Source organism: Pandoraea captiosa, assembly GCF_902459775.1.
GTDB lineage: Bacteria > Pseudomonadota > Gammaproteobacteria > Burkholderiales > Burkholderiaceae > Pandoraea > Pandoraea captiosa.
The window spans coordinates 39,981-66,605 of the sequence record NZ_CABPSQ010000012.1 but is presented as its reverse complement, the minus strand read 5'-3'; the positions used below and the strand labels follow the sequence as shown (position 1 = coordinate 66,605).

General features: G+C 63.9%; 16 protein-coding genes. 10 read left to right on the top strand and 6 right to left on the bottom strand.

Annotated features, from left to right (window positions below):
- Positions 1 to 263: 263 nt before the first annotated feature.
- Positions 264 to 1,736, bottom strand: coding sequence for an SLC13 family permease (locus PCA31118_RS22425; RefSeq protein WP_150627203.1), 1,473 nt, complete (start codon positions 1,734 to 1,736; stop codon positions 264 to 266).
- A 70-nt stretch (positions 1,737 to 1,806) separates the two neighbouring features.
- Between PCA31118_RS22425 and PCA31118_RS22420 the strand changes: the two genes are divergently transcribed.
- Complete coding sequence (locus tag PCA31118_RS22420; protein WP_174990567.1) at positions 1,807 to 2,463, top strand: GntR family transcriptional regulator; 657 nt, start codon at positions 1,807 to 1,809, stop codon at positions 2,461 to 2,463.
- A 160-nt stretch (positions 2,464 to 2,623) separates the two neighbouring features.
- Here the strand turns inward: PCA31118_RS22420 and PCA31118_RS22415 are convergent, their stop codons facing one another.
- Complete coding sequence (locus PCA31118_RS22415; protein WP_150627201.1) at positions 2,624 to 4,024, bottom strand: aminotransferase-like domain-containing protein; 1,401 nt, start codon at positions 4,022 to 4,024, stop codon at positions 2,624 to 2,626.
- Positions 4,025 to 4,195: 171 nt separating this feature from the next.
- Here PCA31118_RS22415 and PCA31118_RS22410 point away from each other — a divergent pair, with 171 nt between their 5' ends.
- From PCA31118_RS22410 to PCA31118_RS22395, 4 genes are all read left to right on the top strand, one after another.
- Positions 4,196 to 5,485: a hydroxymethylglutaryl-CoA reductase, degradative gene (locus PCA31118_RS22410; RefSeq protein WP_150627200.1), complete on the top strand. Its 1,290-nt coding sequence runs from the start codon at positions 4,196 to 4,198 to the stop codon at positions 5,483 to 5,485.
- 81 nt (positions 5,486 to 5,566) lie between these two features.
- Positions 5,567 to 6,010: a hypothetical protein gene (locus tag PCA31118_RS22405; RefSeq protein WP_150627199.1), complete on the top strand. Its 444-nt coding sequence runs from the start codon at positions 5,567 to 5,569 to the stop codon at positions 6,008 to 6,010.
- A 17-nt stretch (positions 6,011 to 6,027) separates the two neighbouring features.
- Positions 6,028 to 7,410, top strand: a complete 1,383-nt coding sequence (locus PCA31118_RS22400) for a tripartite tricarboxylate transporter permease (protein WP_150627198.1) — start codon at positions 6,028 to 6,030, stop codon at positions 7,408 to 7,410.
- A 22-nt stretch (positions 7,411 to 7,432) separates the two neighbouring features.
- Positions 7,433 to 8,320, top strand: a complete 888-nt coding sequence (locus PCA31118_RS22395; RefSeq protein WP_150627197.1) for a hydroxymethylglutaryl-CoA lyase — start codon at positions 7,433 to 7,435, stop codon at positions 8,318 to 8,320.
- Between the two features lie 49 nt (positions 8,321 to 8,369).
- On the opposite strand, the gene PCA31118_RS22390 is transcribed toward PCA31118_RS22395, so the two are convergent.
- Together PCA31118_RS22390 and PCA31118_RS22385 are read right to left on the bottom strand one after the other, a co-directional pair.
- The gene (locus PCA31118_RS22390) at positions 8,370 to 12,608 is read right to left on the bottom strand and encodes a hypothetical protein (protein ID WP_150627196.1); all 4,239 of its coding nucleotides are present in this window, start codon (positions 12,606 to 12,608) and stop codon (positions 8,370 to 8,372) included.
- Positions 12,609 to 12,610: 2 nt separating this feature from the next.
- Complete coding sequence (locus tag PCA31118_RS22385) at positions 12,611 to 18,931, bottom strand: GumC domain-containing protein (RefSeq protein WP_150627195.1); 6,321 nt, start codon at positions 18,929 to 18,931, stop codon at positions 12,611 to 12,613.
- Between the two features lie 430 nt (positions 18,932 to 19,361).
- On the opposite strand from PCA31118_RS22385, the gene PCA31118_RS22380 reads away from it, so the two are divergent.
- Positions 19,362 to 19,649 (top strand): hypothetical protein, encoded by a 288-nt coding sequence (locus tag PCA31118_RS22380; RefSeq protein ID WP_150627194.1) that lies wholly within the window; start codon positions 19,362 to 19,364, stop codon positions 19,647 to 19,649.
- A gap of 77 nt (positions 19,650 to 19,726) precedes the next feature.
- On the top strand, positions 19,727 to 20,014 hold the full coding sequence (locus PCA31118_RS22375; RefSeq protein ID WP_150627193.1) for a hypothetical protein: 288 nt from the start codon (positions 19,727 to 19,729) through the stop codon (positions 20,012 to 20,014).
- Between the two features lie 201 nt (positions 20,015 to 20,215).
- Here the strand turns inward: PCA31118_RS22375 and ychF are convergent, their stop codons facing one another.
- Together ychF and ypfJ are read right to left on the bottom strand one after the other, a co-directional pair.
- Positions 20,216 to 21,310, bottom strand: coding sequence for a redox-regulated ATPase YchF (gene ychF, locus PCA31118_RS22370; RefSeq protein ID WP_150627192.1), 1,095 nt, complete (start codon positions 21,308 to 21,310; stop codon positions 20,216 to 20,218).
- A gap of 274 nt (positions 21,311 to 21,584) precedes the next feature.
- The gene (gene ypfJ / locus PCA31118_RS22365; RefSeq protein WP_150627191.1) at positions 21,585 to 22,454 is read right to left on the bottom strand and encodes a KPN_02809 family neutral zinc metallopeptidase; all 870 of its coding nucleotides are present in this window, start codon (positions 22,452 to 22,454) and stop codon (positions 21,585 to 21,587) included.
- Positions 22,455 to 22,683: 229 nt separating this feature from the next.
- On the opposite strand from ypfJ, the gene PCA31118_RS22360 reads away from it, so the two are divergent.
- From PCA31118_RS22360 to PCA31118_RS22350, 3 genes are all read left to right on the top strand, one after another.
- Complete coding sequence (locus tag PCA31118_RS22360; protein ID WP_150627190.1) at positions 22,684 to 23,859, top strand: UbiH/UbiF family hydroxylase; 1,176 nt, start codon at positions 22,684 to 22,686, stop codon at positions 23,857 to 23,859.
- 106 nt (positions 23,860 to 23,965) lie between these two features.
- Positions 23,966 to 24,730 (top strand): DsbC family protein, encoded by a 765-nt coding sequence (locus PCA31118_RS22355; protein ID WP_150627189.1) that lies wholly within the window; start codon positions 23,966 to 23,968, stop codon positions 24,728 to 24,730.
- A 48-nt stretch (positions 24,731 to 24,778) separates the two neighbouring features.
- Complete coding sequence (locus PCA31118_RS22350) at positions 24,779 to 26,596, top strand: M61 family metallopeptidase (RefSeq protein ID WP_150627188.1); 1,818 nt, start codon at positions 24,779 to 24,781, stop codon at positions 26,594 to 26,596.
- Positions 26,597 to 26,625: the final 29 nt, after the last annotated feature.

Below are 26,625 nucleotides of genomic sequence, written 5' to 3'. Positions count from 1 at the left end.
TGGCGGGCGGCGCTCGTTGTTGCTCGTCTTTGCTTGTTGTGGCTCGTTGTCGCTTGTCGCCGCTTGTTTTCCTGGCTGATGAGCGATTGTGGCGGCATGCGGGTGAGTCCCTCAAGCAGGGCATTCCCCATGCGATTTCATAGTAGACGAGATGGTCTGCGAAACGATTGAAATCCATCGTATCGGTGTCCGTCCGATGGTAGCTCCGTGTTCGTCTCGCAAACCAGCGTTTGAAATGAAAGCTCGACAGTGGCGCGCCCAGGTCAGCGAAGTGACATCAGGCCGATGACGTGCCACCAGACGGCGGTCAGCGGCACGACGCTCAGCAGCGCGACCAGCGCGGTGGCAACGCAGTAGCGCGTCGCGTCGCGGATGCCAATGCCGGCGAGTGCCATGGCGAGTACGAGCGGCGGAGCCTGATAGGGAAGCGCGATGGTCGAGATGCCGACTGCCTGCGTGAGCAAAATGGCCTTTGCACCGAGCGGGGCGCCGACGGCCAGGGCCGGTACCAGTGGCGTGTAGAGCGCGGGCGCGGCGTTGGACGTGACAAGGAACGTGAGGACGATCGACAGGACAACCAGCCCCAGATAAGCGGGCATCGTCGACAGTTGTGCCAGATCGAGATGGGCCAGCAAGGGGCGCAACGCGTTGGCGAGTCCTGCGTGATCGACGGCTGCCGTCAGGCCGATGATGGCGGCGACGAACCACAGCGGGGCAAGTTTGACCTGCTTGAGGAAGGCGTCGGCATTCACGAGACGCAGCGGGCCCAGACACAGCAATGCAATGCCCAGTCCGACCCAACCCGCCGCAACGTGGTGCCACGGTTCGGTGAGCCAGAGCGCAAGCATGAGCGTGAGCGCGGCGAGAAGCCGCTTCTCGTGTGCGCTCATGGGGGTGTCGCGCGTCGTGGCGTCAGACCCGTTCTCTGCGCGGAGTGTCGTCAGACGATCCGGGAACAGCCGTTTTGCCACGACGACGAGCACGACGCCCCGAACGATGGCGAGTGTGGGCACGAGCGCGATAGCGTATTCGCCGTAACCGAGATGCAGACCGAGGACCGTTTCGGCGGTACCCGCCATGACGAGGTTGGGCAGATTGGCGGGCAGGATCGCGGTGGACAGTTCGCAACTGGCCAGGGCCGTGGCGAGCATCAGGCCGATGCGCCCCGGGCGGCCGGGCGTGAGTCCGACACGTTCGCAGAAGCTCAGCACGATGGGCGTGAGAATGGCGATGCGACCGAGTGTCGAGGGCATCACGATCGACAGCGCGAACGCGATGGCAACGAACCCGGCGAGCGCGAGCCCATACGCCCGGCCGCAATGATCGGCCAGCCGCGAGGCGACACGTTCGCCCAGCCCGGTCACGTTCAACGCCATGCCGATGACCGCGCCACTGAAAACGAGCCAGAATGCGCTCGACGTAAAGCCGGAGAAGACGACGTTCGCGCCAAGCGATGTGCACGTTGCGAGCAAAAACATCAACAGCAGCGATATGACGAAGTCCGGCAGCCAGCCCGTGGCCCAGTAACTGAGGCAGAGCAAAAGGACGACCGCCACAGCGAGCGGATCGCCGCGCAACCCCGCCACGTGCAACGCGAAGCCCGCCACAGCACACAGGCCGGTGAGCAACGCATGCTGCCAGAGGCGATCGGGGTGGAAGGCGTCGGGCGTCGAGGTCGACGAAGGCGATGGTGATGGTGATGGTGAGGGGGGGGAGGACGGGGTGGGTACAGACATGGACGTCACCTTTTTCCAAATAATATATAATTTGACGCGATTATATATTGTTAACCGAAAGAGGCGAACGATGCGTCAGGAGTCGGGCACGGGAACCGCCGTCGAGCGGGCGTACGAAGCGCTGCGGGAGCAGATCGGCCGTGGTGAGTTGAAGCCGGGCGAGGCCTTGCGGCAGGACCATCTGGCCGCAGCGCTGGGAGTGAGTCACGTGCCGGTGCGCGAGGCGTTGACCATGCTCGCGTCGGACGGACTGGCCGTGAGTCGCATGAATCGCGGCACGGTGGTGACGTCGCTCACCGAGGACGACGCGCTGGAACTGGCGGATTTTCGGGCGTTGCTGGAGGGGCGCCTGATGGCGCTGGCCATGCCGAATCTTTCACGCGCGGATCTCGCTCGCGCCAGAGCGGCGCTGGAAGCGCTGGAGGCCGCCACGGACCTGGCGGACATTGTGACGCGCAATGCCGCGTTCCACGGCATCCTCTACGCGAAGGCGGAGCGTCCGTACTTCCAGCGCGCGATCGCCACGGCGCGTCTGAATCTCGGCCGCTACCTCTTTCTGACGTGGCAAAAGCCGCGCAATGCCGCACGCTCGCACGAGGAACATCGCGAATTGCTGCGCTTGTGCGAGGCCGGGGACGACGCGGGCGCTGTCGCGCTGGTGCAGGCGCACAACCGTGCGACGGGCGAGCAAATCGCGCAGATCATTCGGGAAGGATGGCGCGAGTGAGCGCGGCCGTCCGGGAGATGACATCTGACGTCGCCACGCATCGTTTATCTGATCGCCGACGGTCGTCGCGATATGCAGACCGTTCTCGAAAACCGACTGTTGGCGCGCTGAACGGTGCCGGGTGCAGGCATCAGCCACGCCGCCAGGCGTTGCGGACGGACTAACTTCCCTGCAGCACTGCCCCAAATGCCGCTTCGAAGCGCGGATCCAGCATGGCGCCCACATTGCAGCGCGACCAGGGGGACACCCGGCTCGGATCGAGGGTAAAAACGTGGCCCGGCGCCATGGTGACCTTGTGGGTGAGCAACCGCTCCGCCAGACGCATCGCATCGGGATTGCCGGGAAACTTGACCCAGAGATAAAGCGACTGAGGATTGCGCGCGAAGACTTCGCAGTCGTGCTTCTCCAACCACGCCAACGCCTGCTCGGTCGCCTTGCCCAAGCGTTGGCGCAAGCGCACCAGATGCCGCTCGTAGTGACCCTCGCGAAGCATCACGTCGACCATGCGTTCGCAGTACTCCGATCCACTCACATGGATGAGCGATCGCAAATCTGCCAGATCGCTGGCCAGTGATTCGCTGCACGCGATAAATCCCACGCGAAGCGCTGCGGAAAACGACTTGGAAAAGCTGCCGATATAAATCGTGCGTTCCAACTGATCCAGCGTGGACAAACGCACCGACGACGTCGGTTTGAAGTCGGCCAACGGGTCGTTCTCCACCAGCAAGAGATTGTGACGTTCCGCAAGCTGCAGCACGCGGTAAGCCTTGGCGGCGCTGATGTCCGAGCCCGTGGGGTTATGCGCCAGCGACTGGGTAAAGAACAAGCGGGGGCGCTCGTTGAGCAGCAACTGCTCCAACGCGTGGACATCGGGACCATCGGCCTGCCTCGGGACGCCCAATACACGCGCACCGGCCAGCTTGAGTTTGCCGAACAGCAAGTAGTAGCCGGGGTCGTCCACCAGCACCGTCGCGCCGGGCGGGACGAAATAGCGAATGACCAGATCCATGGCTTCATTCGCGCCCTGGGTCAGCACGAGTTGCTGAGGTGTCACCCCGAGGCCGAACACGCCCAGCTTGCGCACCAGACTATCGCGCAGCGGTGCATATCCGAAACGGCTCCCGTAGCGAAACAAGGCGCCGAGCCCGGTTCGTACCACCTTCTGGTGATAGCGGTCCATGCGCATGTCGGCCAGCCACTCGACAGGCGGGAAGCCATCGCCCACGGCGACCGCATCCGGCTGCGTCTTGAGCTGCTCTCGCATCAGCCAGACCACATCCATCGCACGGTTGAGCTGCCCGGCGTCTTCTTCCGGCGTTGCGCGGCGTGCCTGAGGCTGGACATAGAAACCGGCGCCGCGCCGAGACTCCACCAACCCGCGCGACACCAGGAGATCGAACGCTGCCACCACCGTGTTCTTGGCGTAACTGTGCAAATGTGCCAACTCACGCAACGACGGTAATTTGTCTCCCGCGCGATACACACCGTTGGTGATTTGCTGCCCTATCAGATCGGCCAAACGCTCCGCAATCGGGGCCTGACGCTCACGACCACCGGCCATTCAAATCTCCTGAAACATGCGTTAGCAGTACGCATTCAGTGGGGTTGGATGCTGCGTTGCAGCAGTACTGTTCTCCCGAACTGTACCTGTATTTAACGGTACAGTTTGCATAAATTCACGGCCAACCGTCCCCTTGTATTGATATCCAGATCTGGATGAGTAGGAGTTTTCATGGCCGTCGATTCACGTCTTCCCAATTTCCGTGCGCTCACCCCCGCTCAACGCTGGGCGCATGTCGCCACCGCCTGCCATCTCAACGATGAAGAGCGCGCACTGCTGACTCAGGCCGGAGCGCTGCCCACCGCATTGGCTGACGGCATGATCGAAAACGTGGTGGGCACGTTCGAGCTGCCCATGGGCGTGGCAGGCAACTTCCGCATCAATGGCCGCGACGTTCTGATTCCGCTGGCAGTGGAAGAGCCCTCGATCATTGCAGCCGCCTCGTACATGGCCAAGCTGGCGCGTGAAGACGGCGGCTTCGAAACGTCGAGCACCTTGCCGCTGATGCGCGCACAAGTGCAGATCGTGGGCATCAGCGATCCTTACGGTGCACGACTGGCCTTGTTCAAGGCCCGCGACGAGATCCTTGCGCAAGCCAATAGCCGGGACAAAGTGCTGATCGGTCTGGGCGGCGGTTGCAAGGACATCGAAGTCCATGTCTTCCCCGATTCGCCCCGTGGCCCGATGGTCGTGATGCATCTGATCGTAGACGTGCGCGACGCCATGGGGGCAAACACGGTCAACACCATGGCCGAATCGGTCTCCCCACTGGTGGAGAAAATTACGGGCGGCTCGGTGCGTCTGCGCATTCTGTCGAACCTGGCCGATCTGCGCCTTGCCCGCGCCCGTGTGCGCCTCACGCCCCGGACGCTCGCGACCAAGGAGCGCAAAGGGGAAGACATCATCGAAGGCGTGCTCGACGCCTACACGTTCGCTGCCATCGACCCTTACCGCGCCGCCACCCATAACAAGGGCATCATGAACGGTATCGACCCTGTCATCGTCGCCACTGGCAACGACTGGCGCGCGGTCGAGGCCGGTGCTCACGCCTACGCCAGCCGCAACGGGCGCTACACGTCGCTCACGCATTGGGAAAAGGACAACACCGGCGCACTGGTGGGAACGATCGAGTTGCCCATGCCCGTCGGGCTCGTGGGCGGTGCGACCAAGACCCATCCGCTGGCACGTCTGGCGCTCAAGATCATGGACGTGAAATCTGCGCAGGAACTGGGCGAGATTGCCGCTGCCGTGGGGTTGGCCCAAAACCTTGGCGCATTGCGCGCGCTGGCCACCGAAGGGATTCAGCGCGGCCATATGGCGCTTCATGCGCGCAATATCGCGCTGGTGGCCGGCGCTGTCGGTGAGGAAGTGGAGATCGTTGCCAAGCGTCTGGCCGCCGAGCACGACGTACGCACCGACCGTGCGCTGGAAATACTGCAGGACATTCGCGCCAAGCGCTAAGCCTCTTGCGCCTCGTCAGGCACCGCCCGGCGAGGCTTTTTTATCCAAAACAGGCATAACTACAAGCAAGGAGACAAGACGATGCGTTCAGACAAGCAAGCGTCGAACTGGCAGCTCGCCGAGGTGTGGGGAGACACCGTCGATCTCAGGCACCTGAGCTGGTCCATCCTGATCGGCATCGGCATCAGCGTAATCGGTTTTTTTGCCGCCAGCCGATGGCTGAGCTCGGTGGTCGAATCGAAACAGCTGGCCCATGCCTACGCCATGCTCGCCGGTCTGGCCGGCTGTGTGCTCGCCGGCGTCATTTGTGCGCGCGTCTTCCCGCCCAAGCGTGTCGTGACCGAAGAAGACATCTCCAGCAACCCCGAATGGCGCGACGAAGTGTTGCGTGAGCTGGAGCAGCAGCCCGGTGGTCTGGGCTCGGTGTCCGACCTGCCCCCCGTTGTGGTGCAGGAACTCAAGGAGCTAAGGCTCTATGAACTCTTCGTCACGCCCGGCACATCCCAACGCCGTGATGGCCAATAATCTGAGGAGTACACGGCATGGATGCAGTACTGATTGAACAAATCGCCATCGCTGCGGGCATGGGCCTGATCGGCGCCATCGTCTTTGCAGCCATCGGACTGGTTTCGGGGACTGACGAAACCACGACGCTCGCACCGCTCACGCTGCTCGTCGTTTTGCTTGGCGTGCCGCCCGCCGGTGTCTTCACGTTTTTTCTGGCGGGAGCCATCGCCAAACACATGACGCACGCCGTTCCGACCGCGCTGCTGGGCATCCCGGGGGACACCCTCGCCACACCTTTGCTGCAGGACGCAGATTTGCTGCGCAAGCTCGGCGTGCCGCATATCGCGTTGCGCAAAATGGTCTCGGGCGCCATCGTCGCGGCATTCATCGCCGTGCCGCTGGCGGTGCTGTTCGCCGTGATGCTGGCGCCGTTTGGCGCGACCATCACCAAGACGGCCCCGTGGATCTTTCTGGCCGCAGCCGTACTGATTGCCTATTTCTCCAAAGGTCGCTGGGGGGCAGTCGCGTTGCTCGTGCCTTTCGTTGTGGTGATTCTGGCGCTGCAGACACTCACCGCCAAGTACGACACCAAGCTCAGCATCAGCTACTTCCTTGGTATCGCCATTGGCCCGTTGGTCGCCGACCTCTTTACCGTCATGGCGCCCGCAGGTCGCAAAAGCATGTTGCGGGAGAAGGTTCGCCAGTTCAACCTGGCGCCTGACGTCAAAGGCTGGTCGGGCTACTTCCCCAACCCGTTCAAGGTGCTGGACCGAACCCAGACCCGCTGGACATTGGCGACCGCCGCCATTTCGAGCGCCACGTTCGTGTTCAGTCCCGTGGCCATGACCGTGGTGCTGGGCGAGTTGGTGGGTGCTCGCGTGAAACATGCTTATCACCGGCTGACCACGGTGCTGAGCGCCCGCAACGGCGTGACGGAAGCCACGTACATCGCCGAAGCGCTGATTCCGCTGATTGCCTTTGGTTTGCCCCTGAGCCCGGTGGCTGCCGGCCCTGCGGCGCCGTTGTTCAATGCGCCGCCACGCTTTACGGTGGATGCAGCGACGGGCCAGACGCACAATCTGCATAACCTGCTCAGCCACTGGGAGTTTTTCGGCTACGGGATGTTGTCCGTGGTGCTGGCCGCGCTGGTGTCGTATCCGTTCGCGATGAACTATGCGCGTCGCGCTGCGATGTTCGTCTCGCGCAAGGTCAGCCATGAAGCCATCATTGCCACCTTTGTCGGCCTGATCATCGTGATCAGCGTCTGGGAAGGCGGCCTGCTGGGCCTGCTGGTGATCCTGACGATGGGTCTCATGGGCGGATTGCTCTCGCGCAACTTCGGCTTTAACACCGGCGTGCAGTTCATGGGTTACTACACCGCGGTGCTGAGCGTTCCTGCGCTGCTCAAGCTGTTCTGAATGTTCTGAAAGGGAGGCAGCGATGTCGAATGCGTCGGACCGCCGGGTCAAGATCGTGGAAGTCGGGCCGCGCGATGGCCTGCAAAACGAAAAGCTGCCCGTGCCACTGAGCGCCAAGGTCGAGCTGATCGATCAGCTCAGTCGCGCAGGCCTGCGCTTTATCGAAGCCGCTTCGTTCGTGTCGCCCAAATGGGTGCCGCAAATGGCGGGCAGCACCGAAGTCATGGCCTCGATCGAACGTCTCCCGGGCCTATGCTACAGCGCACTCACGCCCAACCTGCAAGGACTGGAAGCCGCGCTGGCGGCGCGCTGTGACGAAGTTGCGGTGTTTGGTGCGGCGTCGGAGACCTTCTCGCAGCGCAATATCAATTGCAGCATTGCGCAGAGTCTGGATCGCTTCGGACCTGTCGTGCAAAGGGCGCGGGAGGCGGGTGTTCCCGTGCGTGGCTATGTGTCCTGCGTGCTGGGCTGCCCGTATGAAGGCGAGGTTGCGGCGCAGGCGGTCCTGGAGGTGGCGCAGGCGCTGCTCGCCATGGGATGCCACGAGATTTCCCTGGGCGACACGATCGGCCGTGGCACACCCGAGTCCACACGCAAGCTGCTGGAGGTGTGTCTGCGGGATATCCCCGTCGAGCGTCTGGCGGGCCATTTTCACGATACGTACGGCATGGCGCTGGCGAACGTTCGCACGTCGCTCGCGATGGGGCTGCGCACGTTCGACAGTTCCGTCGCTGGGCTTGGCGGATGCCCGTATGCCGAGGGCGCATCGGGGAATCTGGCCACCGAGACACTGCTCGCGGACCTGCATGCCCTGGGCTATGAAACCGGCGTCGACATGTCCGGCGTGCAAGCCGCAGGGCGTTACATCCGGCAAGTGCTGGGCGATTTGCAACGCCAGCAGGCGGCGTGATGCCGGGGCGGTACCGGGCATCGTGCTGGGCATCGCGCCGGTCACGCGGTCACGGATTGCCCGGGGGATCGCGTTCGATGTCCCCAAACTCGACACGGTCGAGAAAGAAGAGCGGTCCCTTGCCTCGGCCTTCCGCAGCATTCACACCGCGCTCGAACTGCCCGTACTCCATGAGCCGCACGCGTGTTCGCTCGAAGATCTCTTTGCGCTGCAGTGACACGTTGGCCCGCCATTCGGTGAGCCCGAGTTTCGTGTCCAGGCTGCCGGTCATGCGTACGGGATCGCCAATCGGCTCCCACAGAATGGGGCCGGGTCCGCGGCGTGCCCCTTCCAACTGCATGACCATCTCACGCGCATTGATCGCCGAGACCTCCATTCTCGGTCCGCGAACCACGACCCGATAGCGCCTGGGCCGTTCCGACTCGCGGACGATGGACACCGCGCGGTCGTCCTGCCACTGGATGAAGTCGGCCATCACCACGGTCGAACTGTGAGCCCCGGGGATCGCATGCGGTTGATAGCGAACCAACGCGAACTGAACGAACGGCAACGACACGCCTGGTGGCGTCGCCAGCCGGATGTCGACGCGCCACGCGTCGTTCTCGACATCGAACTCGGGTTTGTATAGAACGAGCGACACGCCTTCGGATTCCGATGCGACGACTTGACGCGGCGAGACGAAGTGCTTTGGTTGAAGCGGCTCGTCGATCCCGCCATCGACGTACAAGGCGGCGTCGGCGCCCCACGAGGACACCGGCGACGCGGGGGGGGTCTCCTTCGATGTTCGAACGCATAGGCCGAGCAGTTCACCGTCACCGGACGACCACCATCCGCGCTCGAGCAGCAGCGTCATGGCCGTATGGCGGGTGCTGCTCCCGTTACGCGGATCTCGAGCACGTGTGAACCGGAACGCGGGCAGCACGTCCCGAACGACCGGCACGGCGGGCGGGATGCTCGCCATGACGTCGACAACCGCGCCGACTCCCTCGCGCTGGCGTGTGACCGGATCGATCAACGGCCCGGACTCGGGATCGGGTAGGACACCATGTGCGATAGGCACATAGCGCACACGACGCCGCTTACCGTCGGGCAGCGCGTAGGTGCCCGTTGTCCAACACACGATCTTGCCGGCAGGCAAGGGCGTTGGCTGCGTCGGCAGCCACATCGCCGGACGCAATAGTTGACTGATGCCAACGTCGGACAATGCCTTGTCGATCATGGCGTGCCAGCGATGTGTCAAGGTGACGACACTCGCCTGCGCATAATCGGTGGAACGTGCATAACCGGCGTCGGGCGCGGTGACCTCCCGAGGTTCGCCCAACGCCGGATCGTCGAGCGGATCCTGCCAACGGGCAACGACATCCATGCCGCCCACGCTCCCCGGGCGCGCCTTCACGGCAATCGCATAAGGCTGTTGAAGCGAACCCGCCTGACGAAGTGGCAAGTTGAGGCGATCGTCGTGGACCAATGCCGGCGCTTCGGGAACGGGGGTGATGTGCTCGACCTCGATGACCGATGTCTCGCTTAGCAAGCCGCTTACGCCGTCCATGGGAAAGCGCAAGTCCTCCTGATGATCGGACGCGGAGGACAGCAGCGAACGCCACCCGTCGCCACCAAGCGACCCATAGGCGTGCGCGTCGGTGAGTCGGGTGGGATCGCCTACGGGCCACGCCACGAGCGAAAAGCGTTCGCCTTCGGGAACGGACACCCTCAGCAATGCCTCGTCCGGCTGGGCGAGCAGCCGACGATATTGCAATGCGGGACCTGTGTCGGCCGGTACGCCATTGAACTCGACTCGCAGCGCAAGCGCCTCGGGCCACCGGCGGGACCCAGGATAGAGGCGGTGGACGCAGCACACCGCATGTCCGCCGCGAGCGACCGGCCACCACCGCCCGTCGTCCGTGCGGCGGGCGATGGCGATGACGAGTGCCTCGACAAGCGGATCGGGATGGTAAGGCAGCAGGCCGTCGTTTGGGCCGCGCCGGAATACCGGAAATTGCGAGCCGGCCGGCCGGTCCTTGACGTTCGGATTGACGCGCACGTCGGGTGCGTCGACCACGGGAAAGCCGTCTCGCGTGCGTTGGTAGCCGGAAAACGCGCTGTCGTGCGGCGTGCGCCCGCGGTCGAACGCCCCGTGCCGGTCCAGCTCGAATATGTCCTTGATCTCGCCGGGCAACCAGTAGCGAACGGTCTGACGGCGAGACACCAGCGCGGACGTGCCCCCTGTGCCCAGCACGACGTGGTGCAGTGTCTCGGGAGGAAGCCAATCGCTCGTCTTCGGCGTCCACGCCATCAGCACCGCTGGGGCCTTGAGCGGCTCGTAGCGCTGCAGCCGGCATGCGCGGGTGCTGGTCGAGTCGCTCGTCTGGTGCGGCAGGCAGGTTCCGTCACGCAGCACGAGCCGTACGCGCGCCTTGATGTTGGCGCCGTAGCGGAATACCGGATTACTCCCCGGGATTGGGCTTGCGTGCGCTGACAGAGGGCCTCCCGGCGCGGGCTGCCCCGGCAGAGGAACGGCGGGGTTCCAGCCGCTCCACGCGAACAGTTCGTCGTCGGCGACCCACGAGTCGTCAAGCACACGCGACAGCCTCATGAGGGGCAGATATCCTTCGGTGCGCGCCTCGGCTTCCGGGCCGGTAGGGGATGGCAGGGGCGTTGCGCACTGGAAGTAGCGCAGGCGACGGCTGAGCATCGGCCGCCAGTCGCTCTCGCGCTCTGCAAAGGGTTTGTTCCCGGGAGGTTGAATCGCGACGTCCGGGCGAATCCCGATGAGCAGTGTTTGCAGCGTGAAGACCGTTTCACCGGCGCTGCACGCGGCCTTTTGATTCTGTTCGTACCGCGCCGCCTTGCGCTCTGCCATCGCAGCGAGATGCAACGACAACGGCCCCGTCTTGATCCGGGCGAGAAATTCGACGTCTCGCGCGGCGTTGTCCGGCGCTTGCAGGAGGTAGTCGAGCCTGCTGGCCACCGACTGCACCTCACTGCGGTATTGCTGATAGCTCTGACGCAACTCCACGTTGGTCAGTAGCGCGTGCTCCAACGCCAGGAGGCCGCCACTGACCGGTATGGTATGCGCGTCGTCCGGATCGGGATCATCGGACGGCCATCCGCTTGCATCGGTGCGCGTCCACGCCATTGGCGCCGACTGGACGAAATCGGGTTCCGCGGCGATCTCGAACGACTGCCCTGCGTTAATGGCCGCGTGCGCCTGCGGCAGATCGTTGATGGACAGATCCATCTCGATGAGCATGCCGAGCTGCGTCTGTAATGTGAACGCCTGTCCGACCATTGACAATCGCGACGGGTCGTCCGACGGTTCCCGGCCGGTGTCGCGCCACGGCGCCATGCCCATCACGGCCTCGTCGACGAGCGCCTGGGCCGTGATCTCGTTCGGTGGCGTGACCGGGATCGCGAGAGGCTGCAGAAGACTCCGGGAGATGCGAACCAACGGCTCGTACGCGACGCCGGTTCGGATCAGATTGTCCACGTGCGCCTGCCAGCCCTTCGGCGTGTCCGGGGCCGACTTGTTCTCGCGCTTGCTGTGGTCGGCATAGGCGTTGCACAACTGGTCGAACAGATTCTCGGCGTCGGTTTGCGCGAGAGACGCGGTCGGCCGGGACATCCATCGTTGCATCTCGGCGGCCGACATTTCGTTGGGCAAATAGGTATCGCGCATGGCGCAGGCCATGGCGCCCATGGCGCCGCCACCGGACGTCGCCATGATTTGCCGGTGATGGTATGGCGAGTCTTGCGCGCGGATCCCGGCGTTGTCGCTCAGTACGCTGCGCCCTGAGAGCGCAACGCGCATCGGCACGACGTTTGCCCCCCTCGCCCGGACGCCCATGATGCGCTGATGTGCATCGAGCAACTCGGCCGACATGGCGTGAAAATTGCTGGCCAACGCGATCGTGCGCCATCGTGCCGCAATGGAAGCGCTCTTGGTGCCAGTGTCAGAGACGCATTCGGACGACGTCGCAGCATTAACCTGTGCAGGCGCGGCAAATGCTGCGGCCCACACCTCCCGATCGACCTGCACCGGTGGGGCCGGACGCAAAGGCGCGCTCGGAGGGTACGCCGCACCGGCTGTCGTCACGTGGGCGCTTCCAGACGCTCTCGTGAAGAACCGGAACGCAGTCGATGGTGCTTTCGACGGCCAATCCGATCGCTCCATCGGCGCGTTTTCTGGCGGTGTCCATTGCAGGGTCACCCGAAGCTTGCACTTCGTGTGGTCGTAGCCCTTGGGGATGACGATCCATCGTCCCTGGTGCAGTGAAATGTCGTCCGGCATGCTTACGATTCCGTATTGGCGCGAGCGCGGGTGTCGCCAAGCGCGAACGCGTCGCGGTACTGCGCCCAGAGATTCCCGTCGAGCAGGTTGACCGGCTGAAGATCGTCGGGGGTGCCCGGCGGCGTTGGCGGTGCGTCGCGGTGCTCGCAGCCTGAGGTCGTCGCGAGCACACCGGCGGCCTTCGTGTTGGCGTGGTATTCGACCGAGTAGCGGAACGTCCACGAGAACGGGCCGGCGCCGATCGACACGGAGAACCGGCCGCTCCCATCGACACGCCCTTTGCTCGAGTAGCGCACCTGGATGCGCAGATCGACGCTGATCGAAATAAAGTGCGCAATGGTGGCGTGACCGCCGGCATAGAAGTAGCCTTCGAGCAGGCCGCCGTCGGCGTTCTTGGTGATGTAAAGGCCGATCACGACCCGACCCATGCCTTCGACCACGCCTCGCTTGAAACCGCCCACGAGACCGTACTCGATCGCCGCTTCCAGGGACACGAGGCGAGTGCCTGCCATGTGCATGGCGAAGAACATGCCGCCGCCGTAGGGCGGCACACTGACCAGACACGGATTGGCCTTGCTGCCGACGGCTACGGAGAAGATGGCGGCGCGGTCATCGAAGGGTAGCTCGACGGCTGCCTCGAACGAGTAGTTGATGACCAGAATCGGCCCGAGTGGAATGTTGGCGCCCGACATGCGGTATCCGGCTCGCACGCCGCTGGGCATTGGCAGGACGAAGGGGCCATTCGATCCGTTCATCCACGCTTCCAGCCCCTCCAGGAAGTCCAGCGGCTTGCCGATGGTGACCCCGTCGATCTGCGGCGATTCCAAGTGCATCTTGCCGTTATCGGCCGAAAAGGCGAGACGCGTGATGCCCAGCGTCACCATTTCCAACAACTTGATCTCGAAGTTCGTCAGCGATCCCGTGATGGTGCTGTTGGTCTTTCGCGCGATCAGATCGGTCTCGACATGGGCCTTCAATTCCAGGCAGGATCGGATGTCCCGGTGACTCGCGACGAAAATGTTGTCGTATCCCTCGATCTGGCGCTTGACGTTCAGATCCGCGCTGATGCGTGCGGGCACCACGCTCGCGAGCAAGGTCTGCACCGCGTCGCGCAGCATGTCGAGCGCACGCGCTTCGATCTGCACGGGAAGCCCGTGTATCAGGCGGATCCAGTCGTTGATGGCGTCGGCGAGACCGCCGAGTTTCTGATTGAGCGCGAGCACGTCCTGTGCGGTGAGACCGTTCGGCGCGCCAGCCGCTTTCGCATAGTCTGCAGAACATTGCGCGGCGCGTGTCCTGACGTCGTTCGTTCGGTCGATGAGCTTCGCGCCGATGAGCGGCGTGAGTTCCGCCGGTGGTGCTTTGAGCGCCGACAGCGGCTTGAGGATCGCGTCGATACCGCGCCATGCCGTCTGCGCGATTCTGCGCAGCGTCGCGTCGATGGCAACGATGGACTGTCGGACTTTCTCGACAGGGGGGCTGTAGCCTTGACCCGCGACCGTGGGTGCGGCGGCGGGTGTGCCGTCCAGACGAAGGTCGACGAGACTGCCGATGGCTTCGCAAAGCGCGAGCGCGACATGCAACGTGTCCGACCCTGCGTTGGCCGCCACGCTCAATGTCGCGACCGTCTGGTCGACATACTGCGTGAGCACCGACGACGCAAGTGCGCGCCACGAATTCTGCTTCAGCACTTGATGGAGATGGCGCACCGCCGCCTCGACGCCGACGATGGCCTTCCTCATGGCGTGGGACGCGGCGTCGAGCGCGGCCAATGCCTTGGTGACGGTCTCGTCTTCGAGCAGGTTCAGATCGTCGGGCGCCCTATCGAGCGATGCGAGCACCTCCAGCAGAATCTGATGAGCGCGATTGAACGGTGCGAGCAGCATGTCGTCGGTCACTTCGCCCGCATGGCCCGCAAGTACAAGGTCGTGCAGATGCCGGGACAGCACGGTGAAGGGCGCCGCACACGCTTTGGCCTGCGCCGGGTAGTCCCGCTTTTTTTTGTTCCACGCGTCCTCGACGGCAAGCCCCATGCCGACGGCTGTTTGGCAGAGCTTGCGCCATTCCGTGGTGTGTGTGGTGGCCAGTGTCTGGACCGATGCCCTGACCTGATTGAGCGCGTCGGTGACATCACGGACCGGTGCGCTGTCCTTGAACTGCTGAACGACGTCCGGTATACCGAATCCGCGCTGGTAGTAGTCGTCGTAGCACTGCGCCAGCCAACGCAATTGCGTCAGCACGTCGTCGGCGTCGCGAACCGAATTCGCCAGAGCGATCAACCCCTGCCGGTGCGTAGCGGCATACTCCAGCACCTGCTGGGCGAAGCGGTCGCAAACCGCCGAATAGGCGTCGGAGACCTCGTTCTGCAGTTGCTGCACGAGCGCATCGATTTGCGCGTTGGCCTCCTTGCAGGCTTGATCCAGCGCTTGCCCAACCTGCGCTCGTGCCTGCGTGACGGCGTCGACCAGCGGGGTAACGTAGGTGGTTCGGATTTCCTGGATCGCATTGAGATTGAGCAGCGACTCCGGGTGCGCGGCTATGGCTCTCAGCGCGGCGTCCAGTTGACGGATCCGAGTGGTCAGCGTCACGGTCTTCTGCAATCGCTCTGGCAGATCCGACTGACTTTGCGCCAACAGGGCCGCCGCAGTCTGCATGGACACGAGATCGGCGCGCAACTGCTTGCCTTCGTCGGTCGCGACGAAGGACGTCTGATCATCGAGTTGCCTGATCATCGAGATCGCAGCATCGCGGACTTGCGCGCCGAAGGCGCTCAGCTTGGCGGCGACGTCTCCCGTCTGTTCAGCGATGGCCTCGTCGATTGATTCCACGAAGGCGGGAAGGTCGCTCAGTCCGACGACCTTGAAGACTTCGCGAAGCGGAATGAGGCCGAGCAGCTTGGCGTCGGTGGCGAAGGGGTTGTCGAAGCCGCCTACCTCGACCGAGGTGGAAGTGGTCGTTCGCGTCGAGGCAACCGCCGGGTTCTCGCCCGCCTCGATGCGGCGCAGCGCGCGCAGCACGGGAGCAGACGGCTTTTGCCCCTGGGGCGAAGCCAGATCGACGAAGCCGGAGATGAGCCCCTTGCTGCGCGAAAGCGCATTCGCCGTCATGTTCGGCGTGGCCACGCCGCCGCCGCGCTCGCCGGCCCCCGTGAAGCTCATCGAGGCGGGCGTGGTCAATGTGAGGAACACTTCGGCAGGATTGCCTTGGGCCGTGGTGGCGCCGGCGGGCTTCGGCTGTGTGAAGCCGACGTTCCGGTACAGCTGCGCGTAGCGCACGCGAGAGCGCTGCGGGTTCTTCTGTCCCGAAGTGCGCTGAATGGCATCGAGCTCGACGTCTGCTGTCACGAGCACCGGATAGAACGGCGGCTGGTGCTGAGACTCCAGCAACGCCGAATTGATCACGGTGTCGTTGACCACGGCGTTGATCGTTGCGGCGTGGGTGGTGAAGCGCGTGTCGCCCTGTCGTACCGATGGGGCGAAGGTGATCTTGGCAGCGTCAGTCGTGAGCAGGACACCGTTGCGATTGAACTCGTCGGCGACCTGACGCATTTGTGCGGGATCGTGAATGACGCGATTGCTCACGAACGCCATCGGCACGTTGCCGTGGCCGCTGTTGCCTATGCGAAGCCGGAATGGGAAGGGCGCTTGTCGATCCGACGGTGGCGCGCACACCCAAAAGGCGTCCTGGCCGAATCCGAGGATGTCCTTTGCCGCGGGGTTGTAGATCTGGAGGTCGCCGTCGAGCAGCATCTCGAAGCGCTCGGGCTGAAAGAAGCCGTTGAGGCTCTCCAATGGTTGCCCGACCGCGCATGGAAACACCTTGACGGGATCTTCCGGGTGAATGAAGTAGCGCTGCACCGGAATCGCCAGATAGCCGCGTCCCGGCACGAATTCCACCTCGCGTGTCGTCATCTTGATCAGCGCAACACGGAATCCGAAGGGCATCAGGTAGCCCCGATAGACGACCCGGTCGTGATGCGCACGACCCAGTGTCGACGCGTGGTCCCACGCCTCGATGGACATGGCGACAACGGGGTTGCCCGACGGTGGCACATCGAGCTTGAGCGCGGGTGGGTCCCAGCGGCCGGTGCTGCGCATCGATCCGCCCAGGGCACTCAGGAGCAGACGCTGCGCGCGGATCGGCTGCGGAATGTAGACACCGTTCTCAACGTTGGCCGTGCCGGCGATGGCCGACTCGCGCCATCGGCTTGTGAGCCAGACGAGTTCGTTGCGATCCTGCTCGTCGAGCGCCGTGCGGACGGGATCGACTGGCGGACGTGTTCCTGTCGGCGCTGTCGTCGAACCGAAATGCATCCACGTCCGCCCGTGGTCGGGCGAGGCAATTGCACGCAATGGCAGATCGGCAGACGGCCCGTTCAGGCGCGGCATTCCTTGTGGTGCGTGCGGACGCAGATAGAACAGGGGATTGAACGTGTTTGTGTCGCGCAGGCGCTGCGGTGATGCGCTCAGAAGCGCGTTTTCGTCGGGTGACAAGTGGACGCGCCACGGCAGTTCGATGTCCGTCACGTCGTCGAGCGACGCCTGCCCTGCTGCGTCTGATGTCCGCCGGGCCTGCGGCGCAATGCGGAATTGCCAGCGTCGCGGATCCAGCAGGGCGCTCAGAGAGAGCTCAAAGCTATCGTGCCGTCCGGCGCGCGGCGTGAAGCGCAGCACCGTGTCGCCGGCGACACGCAGCGCTGAACGCGCAGCTTGGGGAATGCTCTCGTCGCTGCCGTCGGGCCGGTCGCGCATCGTGATCGCTGCGTCGATCCTGTCGGCTTGTGTGATGCCCTGGCGCGCGATCTCGTTGCGGTCGGCACCCAAACGCATATTGGCGCCCGCCGGCGGCCATTTTGCATTCCGGTCGGCGGTGGGCGGCGCGCGATAGAACGCCTGCTCGGAGAATGATTGCGGTGGCAGACGCAAGTGCAGCATGGGGGGCTTGACGTTGTCGCCCACGCTGCGCGTGCCGTCGAGCGTCACGACGTAGCGGCCGAACTGGCGGGCTAGCGAATATCCGTCGAGCGATGCGCGCAACCACAGACCGTCCTCCGGTCGCGTGAATTCGATCTCTACGCCGCGCAGCGAGATCCGTTTCCCGGGCAATGGAATCGAGTCCAGCAACTCGGTAATGGCATCGGGATCGGGTGGCGTCGCCCCCTCGCGAAAGTGCAGCTGGACGCTCACGCCGTCATTGTCGCGAAGCACGCCGCGCTGCCAGACCACCGAGCGTGAGAGCGGGGATTGCGAAGACCTTGAGGGGCGCGAACGGGCGCCGCCTTCGCGCATCACGAGCGGCTCACAATCGACACATGCGCCGTGTAGCACGAGGTCGTTTGCGTGCAGTGTGGCATTGGACGTGGCCGCGACCAGCAGCGACGCAGGTTCGTCGGAGATGACCCGCCCGAACGACAGCGACTGCGCGAGAAGGCTCACGCGTGGCGAGTCGACCCAGCCGAGCGAGGCGGAGTGCAACGTGACGGGCGCATCGGCGCTCGCCAGCCACGCGAGTATGGCAGCGCCGTGGGTATGCTCGGAGTACTCGAATCGAAGCTGTGACGCCGTGAACGCTGCGCACTGCAACTGCGTGTCCTTGGGACGGGGGTGCACGCGTGCACCACCCGAAGTCACCGAGCGCAGTGTGAGGTGAGCCACGCGCGGCGCAGCATTGGGCACGAGCCGGGTCTGCATGTCGATGGCCGGTGCGACAAGGCATTCGTCGAACACCCCTGACAGTTCCCGGTCGTGCACGGTGAAGGCGGCGTCGGCGTGCAGGCGGAGACCGAGGTCGGGCGTCAGAAAGCCCATGACAGGGCGGTCGGGCGCTATCGACACCATCGCCGTATGAATGTCGAAGGGCATGGCGATCGGACCGAGCGACAGGTCGGCGTGCCCGTTCAGCCATGAATCGAGATCGACGGCGCCGTTGCCGAGTGCATGTTCGACGCTCAACCGGAGACGGCCGTCAACGCGTGAAAGACGCGCGCTCAGCGTGCAGGGAACGAGGGCGCCGGGCATGGCGGCACGAGGCAGGGACACCTGTGCATGTTCCGGCCCCGATGAGAGGAGGCAGGATGACGGATGCGCGAGCCAGCGCACATCAACGGCCCAGACCACTTGCCCTCGATGAAGGAAGGCGAAGCCATTGGCCGTGCGGCGGGCCGAAAATTCGGCATCTGCGGCGGGCGACGCGTGAGCCAACGCCGGAGCGGCGCCCAACGCGGCCGACTGCCACAGGAAGCGGCGGCGAGATGGACTGTCGGGACTGACGTCGGGAGAGCTGGATGGCTTGTCTTGCGATTGTGCCGAATGCAGACCTCGCATTACGGCAGCCTCGTTAAGGTGCGTCTTACGCATCTTCCCCCCTGTCTGGCGTGCATTGTTTTGCGCAACACCAACCACGGCTTGCCGGTTGCTGAGCCGGGGCGCGTGTCGCCCGCGTGCCATCAGCCTGCGTTGACCGACAGTCCTACTACCTGCAACGTTGGTGTGCTTTGTCGACTGCCTGGGGACGTCATCGCCATTGCCACACGAAGGGGGGATTCGTGCGCCTGACCCCGTGATTGGCGATCATGATACGTGAAATGTGTAATCGATAGGTCACCGAAAAAATTGGTGTGCGCCTAGGGCTTTCCCGGATACACGAAAGAAGCGGCGGCGGCGCAATGTGCTGGCAACCCGGGGTGGCTGGAATGGCCGTTGGGGAGTGATGGGGAGTGATTGTTCGATTATCCAACGAGAGGAAGAGGAAACCATGGCAACCGGTTCCGTCAGTGTTCAGTGCAGTGTCGCAGGGCAAGATGCCGAAATCACTGTCAATTTGAAGAACGACAATTCCTGGAGCACTTCGCCGGGCGCCTGGATGTCAGTGAAGAGCGGCAAATGGATACAGGCAGCCAATGCCGGTGTGCGCCTGCAAGATGCAACGGGCGATACCAAGGTGGCGTATCTGAAGGGGCTGATTTTTGCACAGGCCAAGCCATCCAGCGGTCAGTTTCTCTACGAGGCTGGAGGGGACGCCGGGACCTGGCGAATCCGCTAGTGGACGCACGCAGTCAAAATCCAACCAGGGAGAAATCCATGAAATGCACGGGGAAGGTGGGGAAATGGATGTCAGGCATGCTGCTCGGCATGTTGCTGGCGAGCGGTCTGGCGCACGCTGAGGCAAAGCTTAGTTGTGACTTCAAGGGGAATTACGTCGCTGCGGTGCTGACCAACAGCAATGATAAGTTCAGAACCTGCAAGTTCACATGCAGTTGGCAGATATCGGGCGGTGGGACGCACTCGACAATCGATCAGACCGTCGGTATTGCGAAAGGCCAGACAATCAAGGCCTACCAGAACGATCATCTGCCCGCGGACGTCACCAAGGTGCTCAAGAACACGATGTCTTGCGACCCGGCCTGATTCGTTTCATCGCCGAGTGCGACACCATTTGCTTCCGACGGACTGAAATTACGCTGAAGCGGGGTGGCTAATGGAAAAGGCCCGGAGATCTGAAATCTCCGGGCCTTTCATCCGCTCATCTCGGTGCACTGTCGGATTTGGACTGGAAACACTTCCAGCACAAGTCCCGTGTCGCTACCGTAGTCCTGCGTCAGACGTTGGTCAGACGTTGAACAGGAAGTTCATCACGTCGCCATCGTGCACGACGTATTCCTTGCCTTCGGCGCGCATCTTGCCCGCTTCCTTGGCGCCTTGCTCGCCCTTGTACTGGATGTAGTCGTCGAACGCGATGGTTTGCGCGCGAATGAAGCCGCGCTCGAAATCAGTGTGGATCACGCCGGCGGCTTGCGGCGCGGTGTCGCCCACGTGGATCGTCCAGGCGCGCACTTCCTTCACGCCCGCAGTGAAGTACGTCTGCAAGCCGAGCAGCTTGAAGCCCGCGCGGATCACACGGTCCAGGCCCGGTTCGTCCATGCCCATGTCGGCCAGGAATTCCGCCTTGTCGGCGTCTTCCATGTCCGCGATCTCCGCTTCGATCGCCGCGCACACGGCCACGACCGGCGCGTTCTCGGCTTCGGCGTATTTGCGCACGGCGTCCAGATGCGGGTTGTTCTCGAAGCCGTCATCCTTCACGTTCGCCACGTACATCGTCGGCTTGGCCGTAATCAGGCAGAACGGCTTGATCAGCGCCAGTTCGTCTTCGGAGAGCTTGAGCGAGCGCACCGGACGCGCTTCGTTGAGCACCGGCACCACCTTCTCTAGCACAGCCACCAGCTTCGCCGCTTCCTTGTCGTTGCCCGAGCGCGCTGCCTTCGTGTAGCGCTGCAGCGCCTTTTCGACAGTGCCCAGATCGGCGAGCGCCAGTTCGGTGTTGATGACTTCGATGTCGGAAATCGGATTGACCTTGCCCGCCACGTGAATGACGTTTTCGTCTTCGAAGCAGCGCACGACGTGCGTAATGGCGTCCGTTTCGCGGATGTTGGCGAGGAACTGGTTACCCAGACCTTCGCCCTTCGAGGCACCCGCCACGAGACCGGCGATGTCCACGAACTCGACCGTTGCCGGCAGGATACGCTCAGGCTTGACGATCTCGGCGAGCTTGGCCAGACGCGGGTCCGGCACTTCCACCACGCCGACGTTCGGCTCGATGGTGCAGAACGGGTAGTTCTCGGCAGCGATGCCCGCTTTGGTCAGCGCGTTGAAAAGGGTCGACTTGCCGACGTTGGGCAAACCGACGATGCCGCATTTGAGGCTCATGCTAAATCCTGTCTGGCTTGAAATGTGCGCGCCGACAAAGGCACCGATGGCACCGATGAATGGGCCGGTGAGTCGACCAGTCAGTCGGCCGGTGAGCAGGCCGATGCATGGGCCGATGTGTGGGCCGGTGATTGCGTCGCGGAAAAGTCCGCTATTGTACCCGTTCTGCCTTCAACAGCGCCTTTTGTCACTCCTGTAACGCCCGTCACTCGCCCGTGTCACTCCTGTCAGGCGCGCCACGCCCACCGGCCTGTGTCCGATCGGCAGGCTCGGATCAACTCAGCTGCTTGGCCGAGAAAGTGTCGCACTTGCGCATGTCTCCCGATTGCAACCCCTGACGCAACCAGTACACCCGTTGGGCGCTGGTGCCATGCGTGAACGACTCCGGCACCACGCGTCCCTGAGACTGCTGTTGCAACCGATCGTCGCCGATCGCCGCCGCCGTCCTGAGCCCCTGCTCGACGTCGCCCGGCTCCAGTAATTGCTCGTTCGCCTTGGCCGCATTGCTCGCCCAGACCCCCGCGAAGCAGTCCGCCTGCAACTCCAGGCGCACCGACAGGGCGTTTGCCTGAGCTTCGCTCACGCGGCGTCGCGTCTCGTCGAACTTCTCGGAAATACCCAGGAGATTCTGGATGTGGTGGCCGACTTCGTGAGCGATGACGTAGGCTTGCGCGAAGTCGCCGCCCGCGCCGAAGCGTTGACGCAGTTCGTCGTAGAACTGCAAGTCGATGTAGACCTTGCTGTCGCCCGGGCAGTAGAACGGGCCCATTGCCGTCTGCCCCGTGCCGCATGCGGTCGGCGTCGCTCCGGAGAACAGCACGAGCTTCGGCGGGACATATTGACGATTGAGCTGCTGCGGGAACACCGTCGCCCAGGTGCGCTCGATGTTGCCGAGGACCTTGCGGGTGAAGACCGCCTTCGGATCGTTGGCAGGGGCGGCGTTCGGATTGGACGGGGGCTGCGACTGCGTTTGCCCCTGAATCATCTGCGAGCCCTGGATGATGACGCGCGGGTCGATCCCGAAGAAGTACGAGGCGGCCAGCGCCACGACGATCGTGCCGAGGCCGATGGTCGTGCGTCCCCCGAAACCGCCTCCCCGGCGGTCTTCCACATTCTGGCTTTCCTGTTCGTTGTCGAGGCGCACGGCGTTGGCTCCGCTGGAGAGGTGACTGGACCGGCGCAGGCGGCAAGGCGTCGCCGCGCGTTGGCTTGAAGTATAGCAACGCCCGAGGTGCGATTCCGGGGCAAGCCGGCGAGCGAGCGCCGTGCGACCGACGGTCTCGTCATGCACCCGCCGCCACGACGCGTGCGACAATACCGGCTTCTCGACATGAATACGGATCGCGCGCGCCCGTCGTCGCCGATTGCTTCGCATGCCCCAAACTATGACCCACGACATCGTCGTCGTCGGTGGCGGTCTGGTCGGAAAGGCCGCCGCCTTGCTCCTTTCACAGGCTCGCCTGTCCGTTGCATTGCTCGCCCAGCCGGCCGCTGCCGCGCCGTCCGGCGGTGACCGGTGGGACGCCCGTATTTACTCCCTGTCGTCCAGTTCGCAAGCGCTTTTCGAGCGCATGCGCGTCTGGCAGGCCGTCGATCCTGCACGTGTGAATCCCGTCTACGACATGGAAGTGTTCGGCGACGAGCGCGGCAGCCTGCATTTCTCCGCGTATCAGGCAGCCGTGCCGCAGCTCGCCTGGATCGCGGAATCGTCGAATCTGGAGCGCGCACTCGACGCCGCCCTGCGTTTTTCCCCGCAAGTCCAATGGCTCGACGCCCGCGCCGAAGCGCTCGACGTCGACGCCGCTGCCGCGTGTGTGCGCCTGTCGGATGGCAAGACGCTGCGCGCCTCGCTCGTGGTCGGCGCCGACGGCGCGAACTCCTGGGTGCGCAGCACGGCAGGGCTGGACGGCTCGGTACGTCCCTATGAGCAACTCGGCGTGGTATGCAACTTCCACGCGGAACGCCCGCACCGCGACACTGCGTTCCAGTGGTTTCATGACGGAGAGATCATCGCGTTGCTGCCGCTGCCCGACCAGCATGTCTCGCTGGTGTGGTCCGCCGCCGACGACCACGCCAAACACCTGCTTGCGCTTGATCCCAAAGATCTGGCGGAGCGCATCGGAGCGTTCTCTCATGGTGAACTTGGGCGTCTCACGCCGGTCTCAGCGCGCGCCCAGGGATTCCCGCTCGTGCTTGCGCAGGCCAAGCGCCTGATCGCGCAGCGCGTGGCGCTCGTCGGTGACGCTGCGCATGTCGTGCATCCGCTCGCCGGTCAAGGCATGAACCTCGGTTTGCGGGACGTGGCGGCGCTTGGCGACGCCCTCGCGGGCCGCGAATCGTTCCGCGACTGTGGCGACGCGACGGTGTTGCGTCGTTACGAGCGTGCGCGCAAGGAAGATATCGGCAGCATGGCATTCACGACCGATGGCCTGCACAAGCTGTTCTCGACGAGCAGCCCGCTCGCGAAGTTCGTTCGCAACGCAGGCCTCGACAGCGTGAACATGCTGCCCTTCGTCAAGAAATTCCTGATCGGCCGCGCCCTGGGCTGACCCCTTCGGGCGTCTGAGGTCGGCAGGACCGGTGAAGACCAATGGGACGGTCTTCACCGCCCACGCCGCCCACGCCTCTCGATCGATACACTTCTGGAGATATTCGATGTTGCAACGTTATCGCGCCGCGGCGTTTGCCGGATTCGCACTCGCCGCCGTTTGCGCCGCGACCTTCACGATGTCCGCCGTCGCGCAGAACAAGGCCGACGCATCGCTCGATCGCGTGAAGACCGCCGTGCAAAAGACGCTCGGCGCCGATGCCCCGGTCAAGTCGGTCGCTCGTACGCCGATTCCGGGCCTCTTCGAAGTGTCTGTCGGCGGCGAGATCATGTATGCCGACGAAAAGGCGCAGTACGTGATTCTGGGCGGTAACCTGATCGATACGAAAACGCGTCAGAACCTGACCGAAGCGCGCCAGTCCGAGCTCAACAAGGTCGACTTCTCCAAGCTGCCGCTCGATCGTTCGTTCAAATACGTGAAAGGTAACGGCAGCCGCAAGATTGCCGTCTTCTCCGATCCGAACTGCCCGTACTGCAAGCGCTTCGAAGAGACGTTGAAGTCCTCGAAGATCGACAACATCACCGTCTACACCTTCCTCTATCCGGTGCTCGGCCCGGACTCGGACGCCAAGTCGAAGGCCATCTGGTGCGCGCCCGACCCGCTCAAGGCGTGGCACGACTGGATGCTCGACAAGAAGGCGCCGCCGGTCGCGGGCGCCAAGTGCGACGACAAGCCGGTCAAGGACAACTTCGCGCTGGGCCATCAGCTCAACATTACGGGCACGCCGACGATCATTCTGTCCGACGGCCGTCGTCTGCCGGGGGCCGTGCCCGCCGAAGAGCTCGAAAAGGCGCTGGCCACGGTCAGGTAATCGCTCGGCAGACGCCGTATTTTTCAGACAACAAGACGCCGCCATCCCATGAAAGCCACGTCCGTTCAACCCGCCGTCCGGTACGCGATCGTTCCGAAGTCGCCCGCCGCCCATCTGTTCGAAGTGACCGTCACGGTGTCGAATCCTGCGCCGGAGGGCCAGCGCTTCACGCTACCCGCGTGGATTCCGGGCAGCTACATGGTGCGCGAATTCGCCCGCAATATCGTGACGATCGGCGCGACGTGTCGTGGCCGCAAGGTCGCGCTCGACAAGCTCGACAAGCACACGTGGCAGGCAAGCCCCTGCAAGGGCACGTTGATCGTCACGTATGAGGTGTATGCGTGGGATCTGTCGGTGCGTGCCGCGCACCTGGACGACACGCACGGCTTCTTCAACGGCACCAGTGTCTTCCTGCGTGTCGAGGGGCAGGAGCACGCGCCGTGCGAAGTGGATATCCTGCGCCCGCGCGGCGCGGCGTTCCGGTCGTGGCGCGTGGCCACGGCGCTCGAACCCGCGCAAGGCACGGCGGCGCTCGACTTCGGGCGTTACGTCGCGCTCGATTACGACGAACTGATCGATTCGCCCGTCGAGATGGGAACGTTCGTGCACGGCACGTTCAAGGCGTGCGGTGTCACGCATGAGGTGGCGATCACCGGCCCGGTACCCAACCTCGATCTGGACCGGTTGCTGCGCGACATGAAGAAGATCTGCGAGGCGCAGATCCGTCTGTTCGAACCGGGCGCCAGCTCGCGTTCGCGTGTACCGATGTCGCGCTACGTCTTCCTGCTCATGACGGTCGGCGACGGCTACGGTGGCCTTGAGCACCGCGCGTCGACCGCGTTGCTCGCGAGCCGTAACGACCTGCCGGTGCAGGGGCAGGCGCGCATGAGCGACGCGTATCGCGGTTTTCTCGGGCTGGTGAGCCACGAGTACTTCCACACGTGGAACGTCAAACGCATCAAGCCGGCCGCGTTCGCGCCGTACACGCTCGACCAGGAGAATTACACGCGATTGCTCTGGCTGTTCGAGGGCTTCACGTCTTACTACGACGACCTGATGCTCGTGCGCAGCGGCGTGATTGCACCGGCCGCGTATTACGACCTCGTGGCCAAGACGGTCGCGAATGTCCTGCGCGGCAGCGGTCGCCTGAAGCAGACTGTTGCCGAGAGTTCGTTCGACGCGTGGACGAAGTATTACCGCCAGGACGAGAACGCGCCCAACGCCATCGTCAGCTATTACACGAAGGGCTCGCTCGTTGCGCTCGCGCTGGATCTGACGATTCGTTCGCAAACGCGCGGCCAGAAGTCGCTCGACGATGTCATGCGTGCGCTGTGGCAGCGCTATGGCCGCGACTTTTATCGCGGCACGCCCGTGGGCATTGCGGAAGACGCGGTTCAGCCGCTGTTCGAAGCGGTTTCCGGTCTGGACCTGTCGGATTTCTTCGCGACGGCCATCAATGGCACGCGCGATTTGCCGCTGGCATCGCTGTTGTCGCGCGTGGGCCTGACGCTCGAACCGGTGACGCCGGACAATGCGCGCCCGTCGCTCGGCGTGAAGACCGGAAAGCGGGGCGACGAAGCCACGCTCACCCAGGTGCTCGATGGCGGCGCCGCGCAGGCGGCCGGATTGTCGGCGGGCGATTCGCTTGTCGCCATCGACGGCCTTCGGGTGACGTCAGGCAATCTCGACAAGTTGCTGGAGCGCTACCGCGCGGGCGACAAGGTGACCGTGCATGCATTCCGTCGCGACGAACTGCGCGAGACCGTGCTCACGCTCGACGCGCCCGAAGTCTCGCAATACCGCATTGCCGAGACACGCGATCGCGTTGCGGCGCAGCGCCGCGAGAAGTGGCTGACGGCCAAGTGACGGCCAAATGACGGCCTGAATGTTGGGTT

What these genes read in the sequence shown, in the direction of transcription:
- PCA31118_RS22420 (WP_174990567.1), top strand. Translation starts at nt 1,807, where the DNA reads ATGCGTCAGGAGTCGGGCACGGGAACCGCCGTCGAGCGGGCGTACGAA.
- PCA31118_RS22350 (WP_150627188.1), top strand. Translation starts at nt 24,779, where the DNA reads ATGAAAGCCACGTCCGTTCAACCCGCCGTCCGGTACGCGATCGTTCCG.
- PCA31118_RS22400 (WP_150627198.1), top strand. Translation starts at nt 6,028, where the DNA reads ATGGATGCAGTACTGATTGAACAAATCGCCATCGCTGCGGGCATGGGC.
- PCA31118_RS22390 (WP_150627196.1), bottom strand. Translation starts at nt 12,608, where the DNA reads ATGCCGGACGACATTTCACTGCACCAGGGACGATGGATCGTCATCCCC.
- PCA31118_RS22355 (WP_150627189.1), top strand. Translation starts at nt 23,966, where the DNA reads ATGTTGCAACGTTATCGCGCCGCGGCGTTTGCCGGATTCGCACTCGCC.
- PCA31118_RS22415 (WP_150627201.1), bottom strand. Translation starts at nt 4,024, where the DNA reads ATGGCCGGTGGTCGTGAGCGTCAGGCCCCGATTGCGGAGCGTTTGGCC.
- PCA31118_RS22375 (WP_150627193.1), top strand. Translation starts at nt 19,727, where the DNA reads ATGCTGCTCGGCATGTTGCTGGCGAGCGGTCTGGCGCACGCTGAGGCA.
- ychF (WP_150627192.1), bottom strand. Translation starts at nt 21,310, where the DNA reads ATGAGCCTCAAATGCGGCATCGTCGGTTTGCCCAACGTCGGCAAGTCG.
- PCA31118_RS22360 (WP_150627190.1), top strand. Translation starts at nt 22,684, where the DNA reads ATGCCCCAAACTATGACCCACGACATCGTCGTCGTCGGTGGCGGTCTG.
- PCA31118_RS22410 (WP_150627200.1), top strand. Translation starts at nt 4,196, where the DNA reads ATGGCCGTCGATTCACGTCTTCCCAATTTCCGTGCGCTCACCCCCGCT.
- PCA31118_RS22405 (WP_150627199.1), top strand. Translation starts at nt 5,567, where the DNA reads ATGCGTTCAGACAAGCAAGCGTCGAACTGGCAGCTCGCCGAGGTGTGG.
- PCA31118_RS22425 (WP_150627203.1), bottom strand. Translation starts at nt 1,736, where the DNA reads ATGTCTGTACCCACCCCGTCCTCCCCCCCCTCACCATCACCATCACCA.
- PCA31118_RS22380 (WP_150627194.1), top strand. Translation starts at nt 19,362, where the DNA reads ATGGCAACCGGTTCCGTCAGTGTTCAGTGCAGTGTCGCAGGGCAAGAT.
- PCA31118_RS22395 (WP_150627197.1), top strand. Translation starts at nt 7,433, where the DNA reads ATGTCGAATGCGTCGGACCGCCGGGTCAAGATCGTGGAAGTCGGGCCG.
- PCA31118_RS22385 (WP_150627195.1), bottom strand. Translation starts at nt 18,931, where the DNA reads ATGCGAGGTCTGCATTCGGCACAATCGCAAGACAAGCCATCCAGCTCT.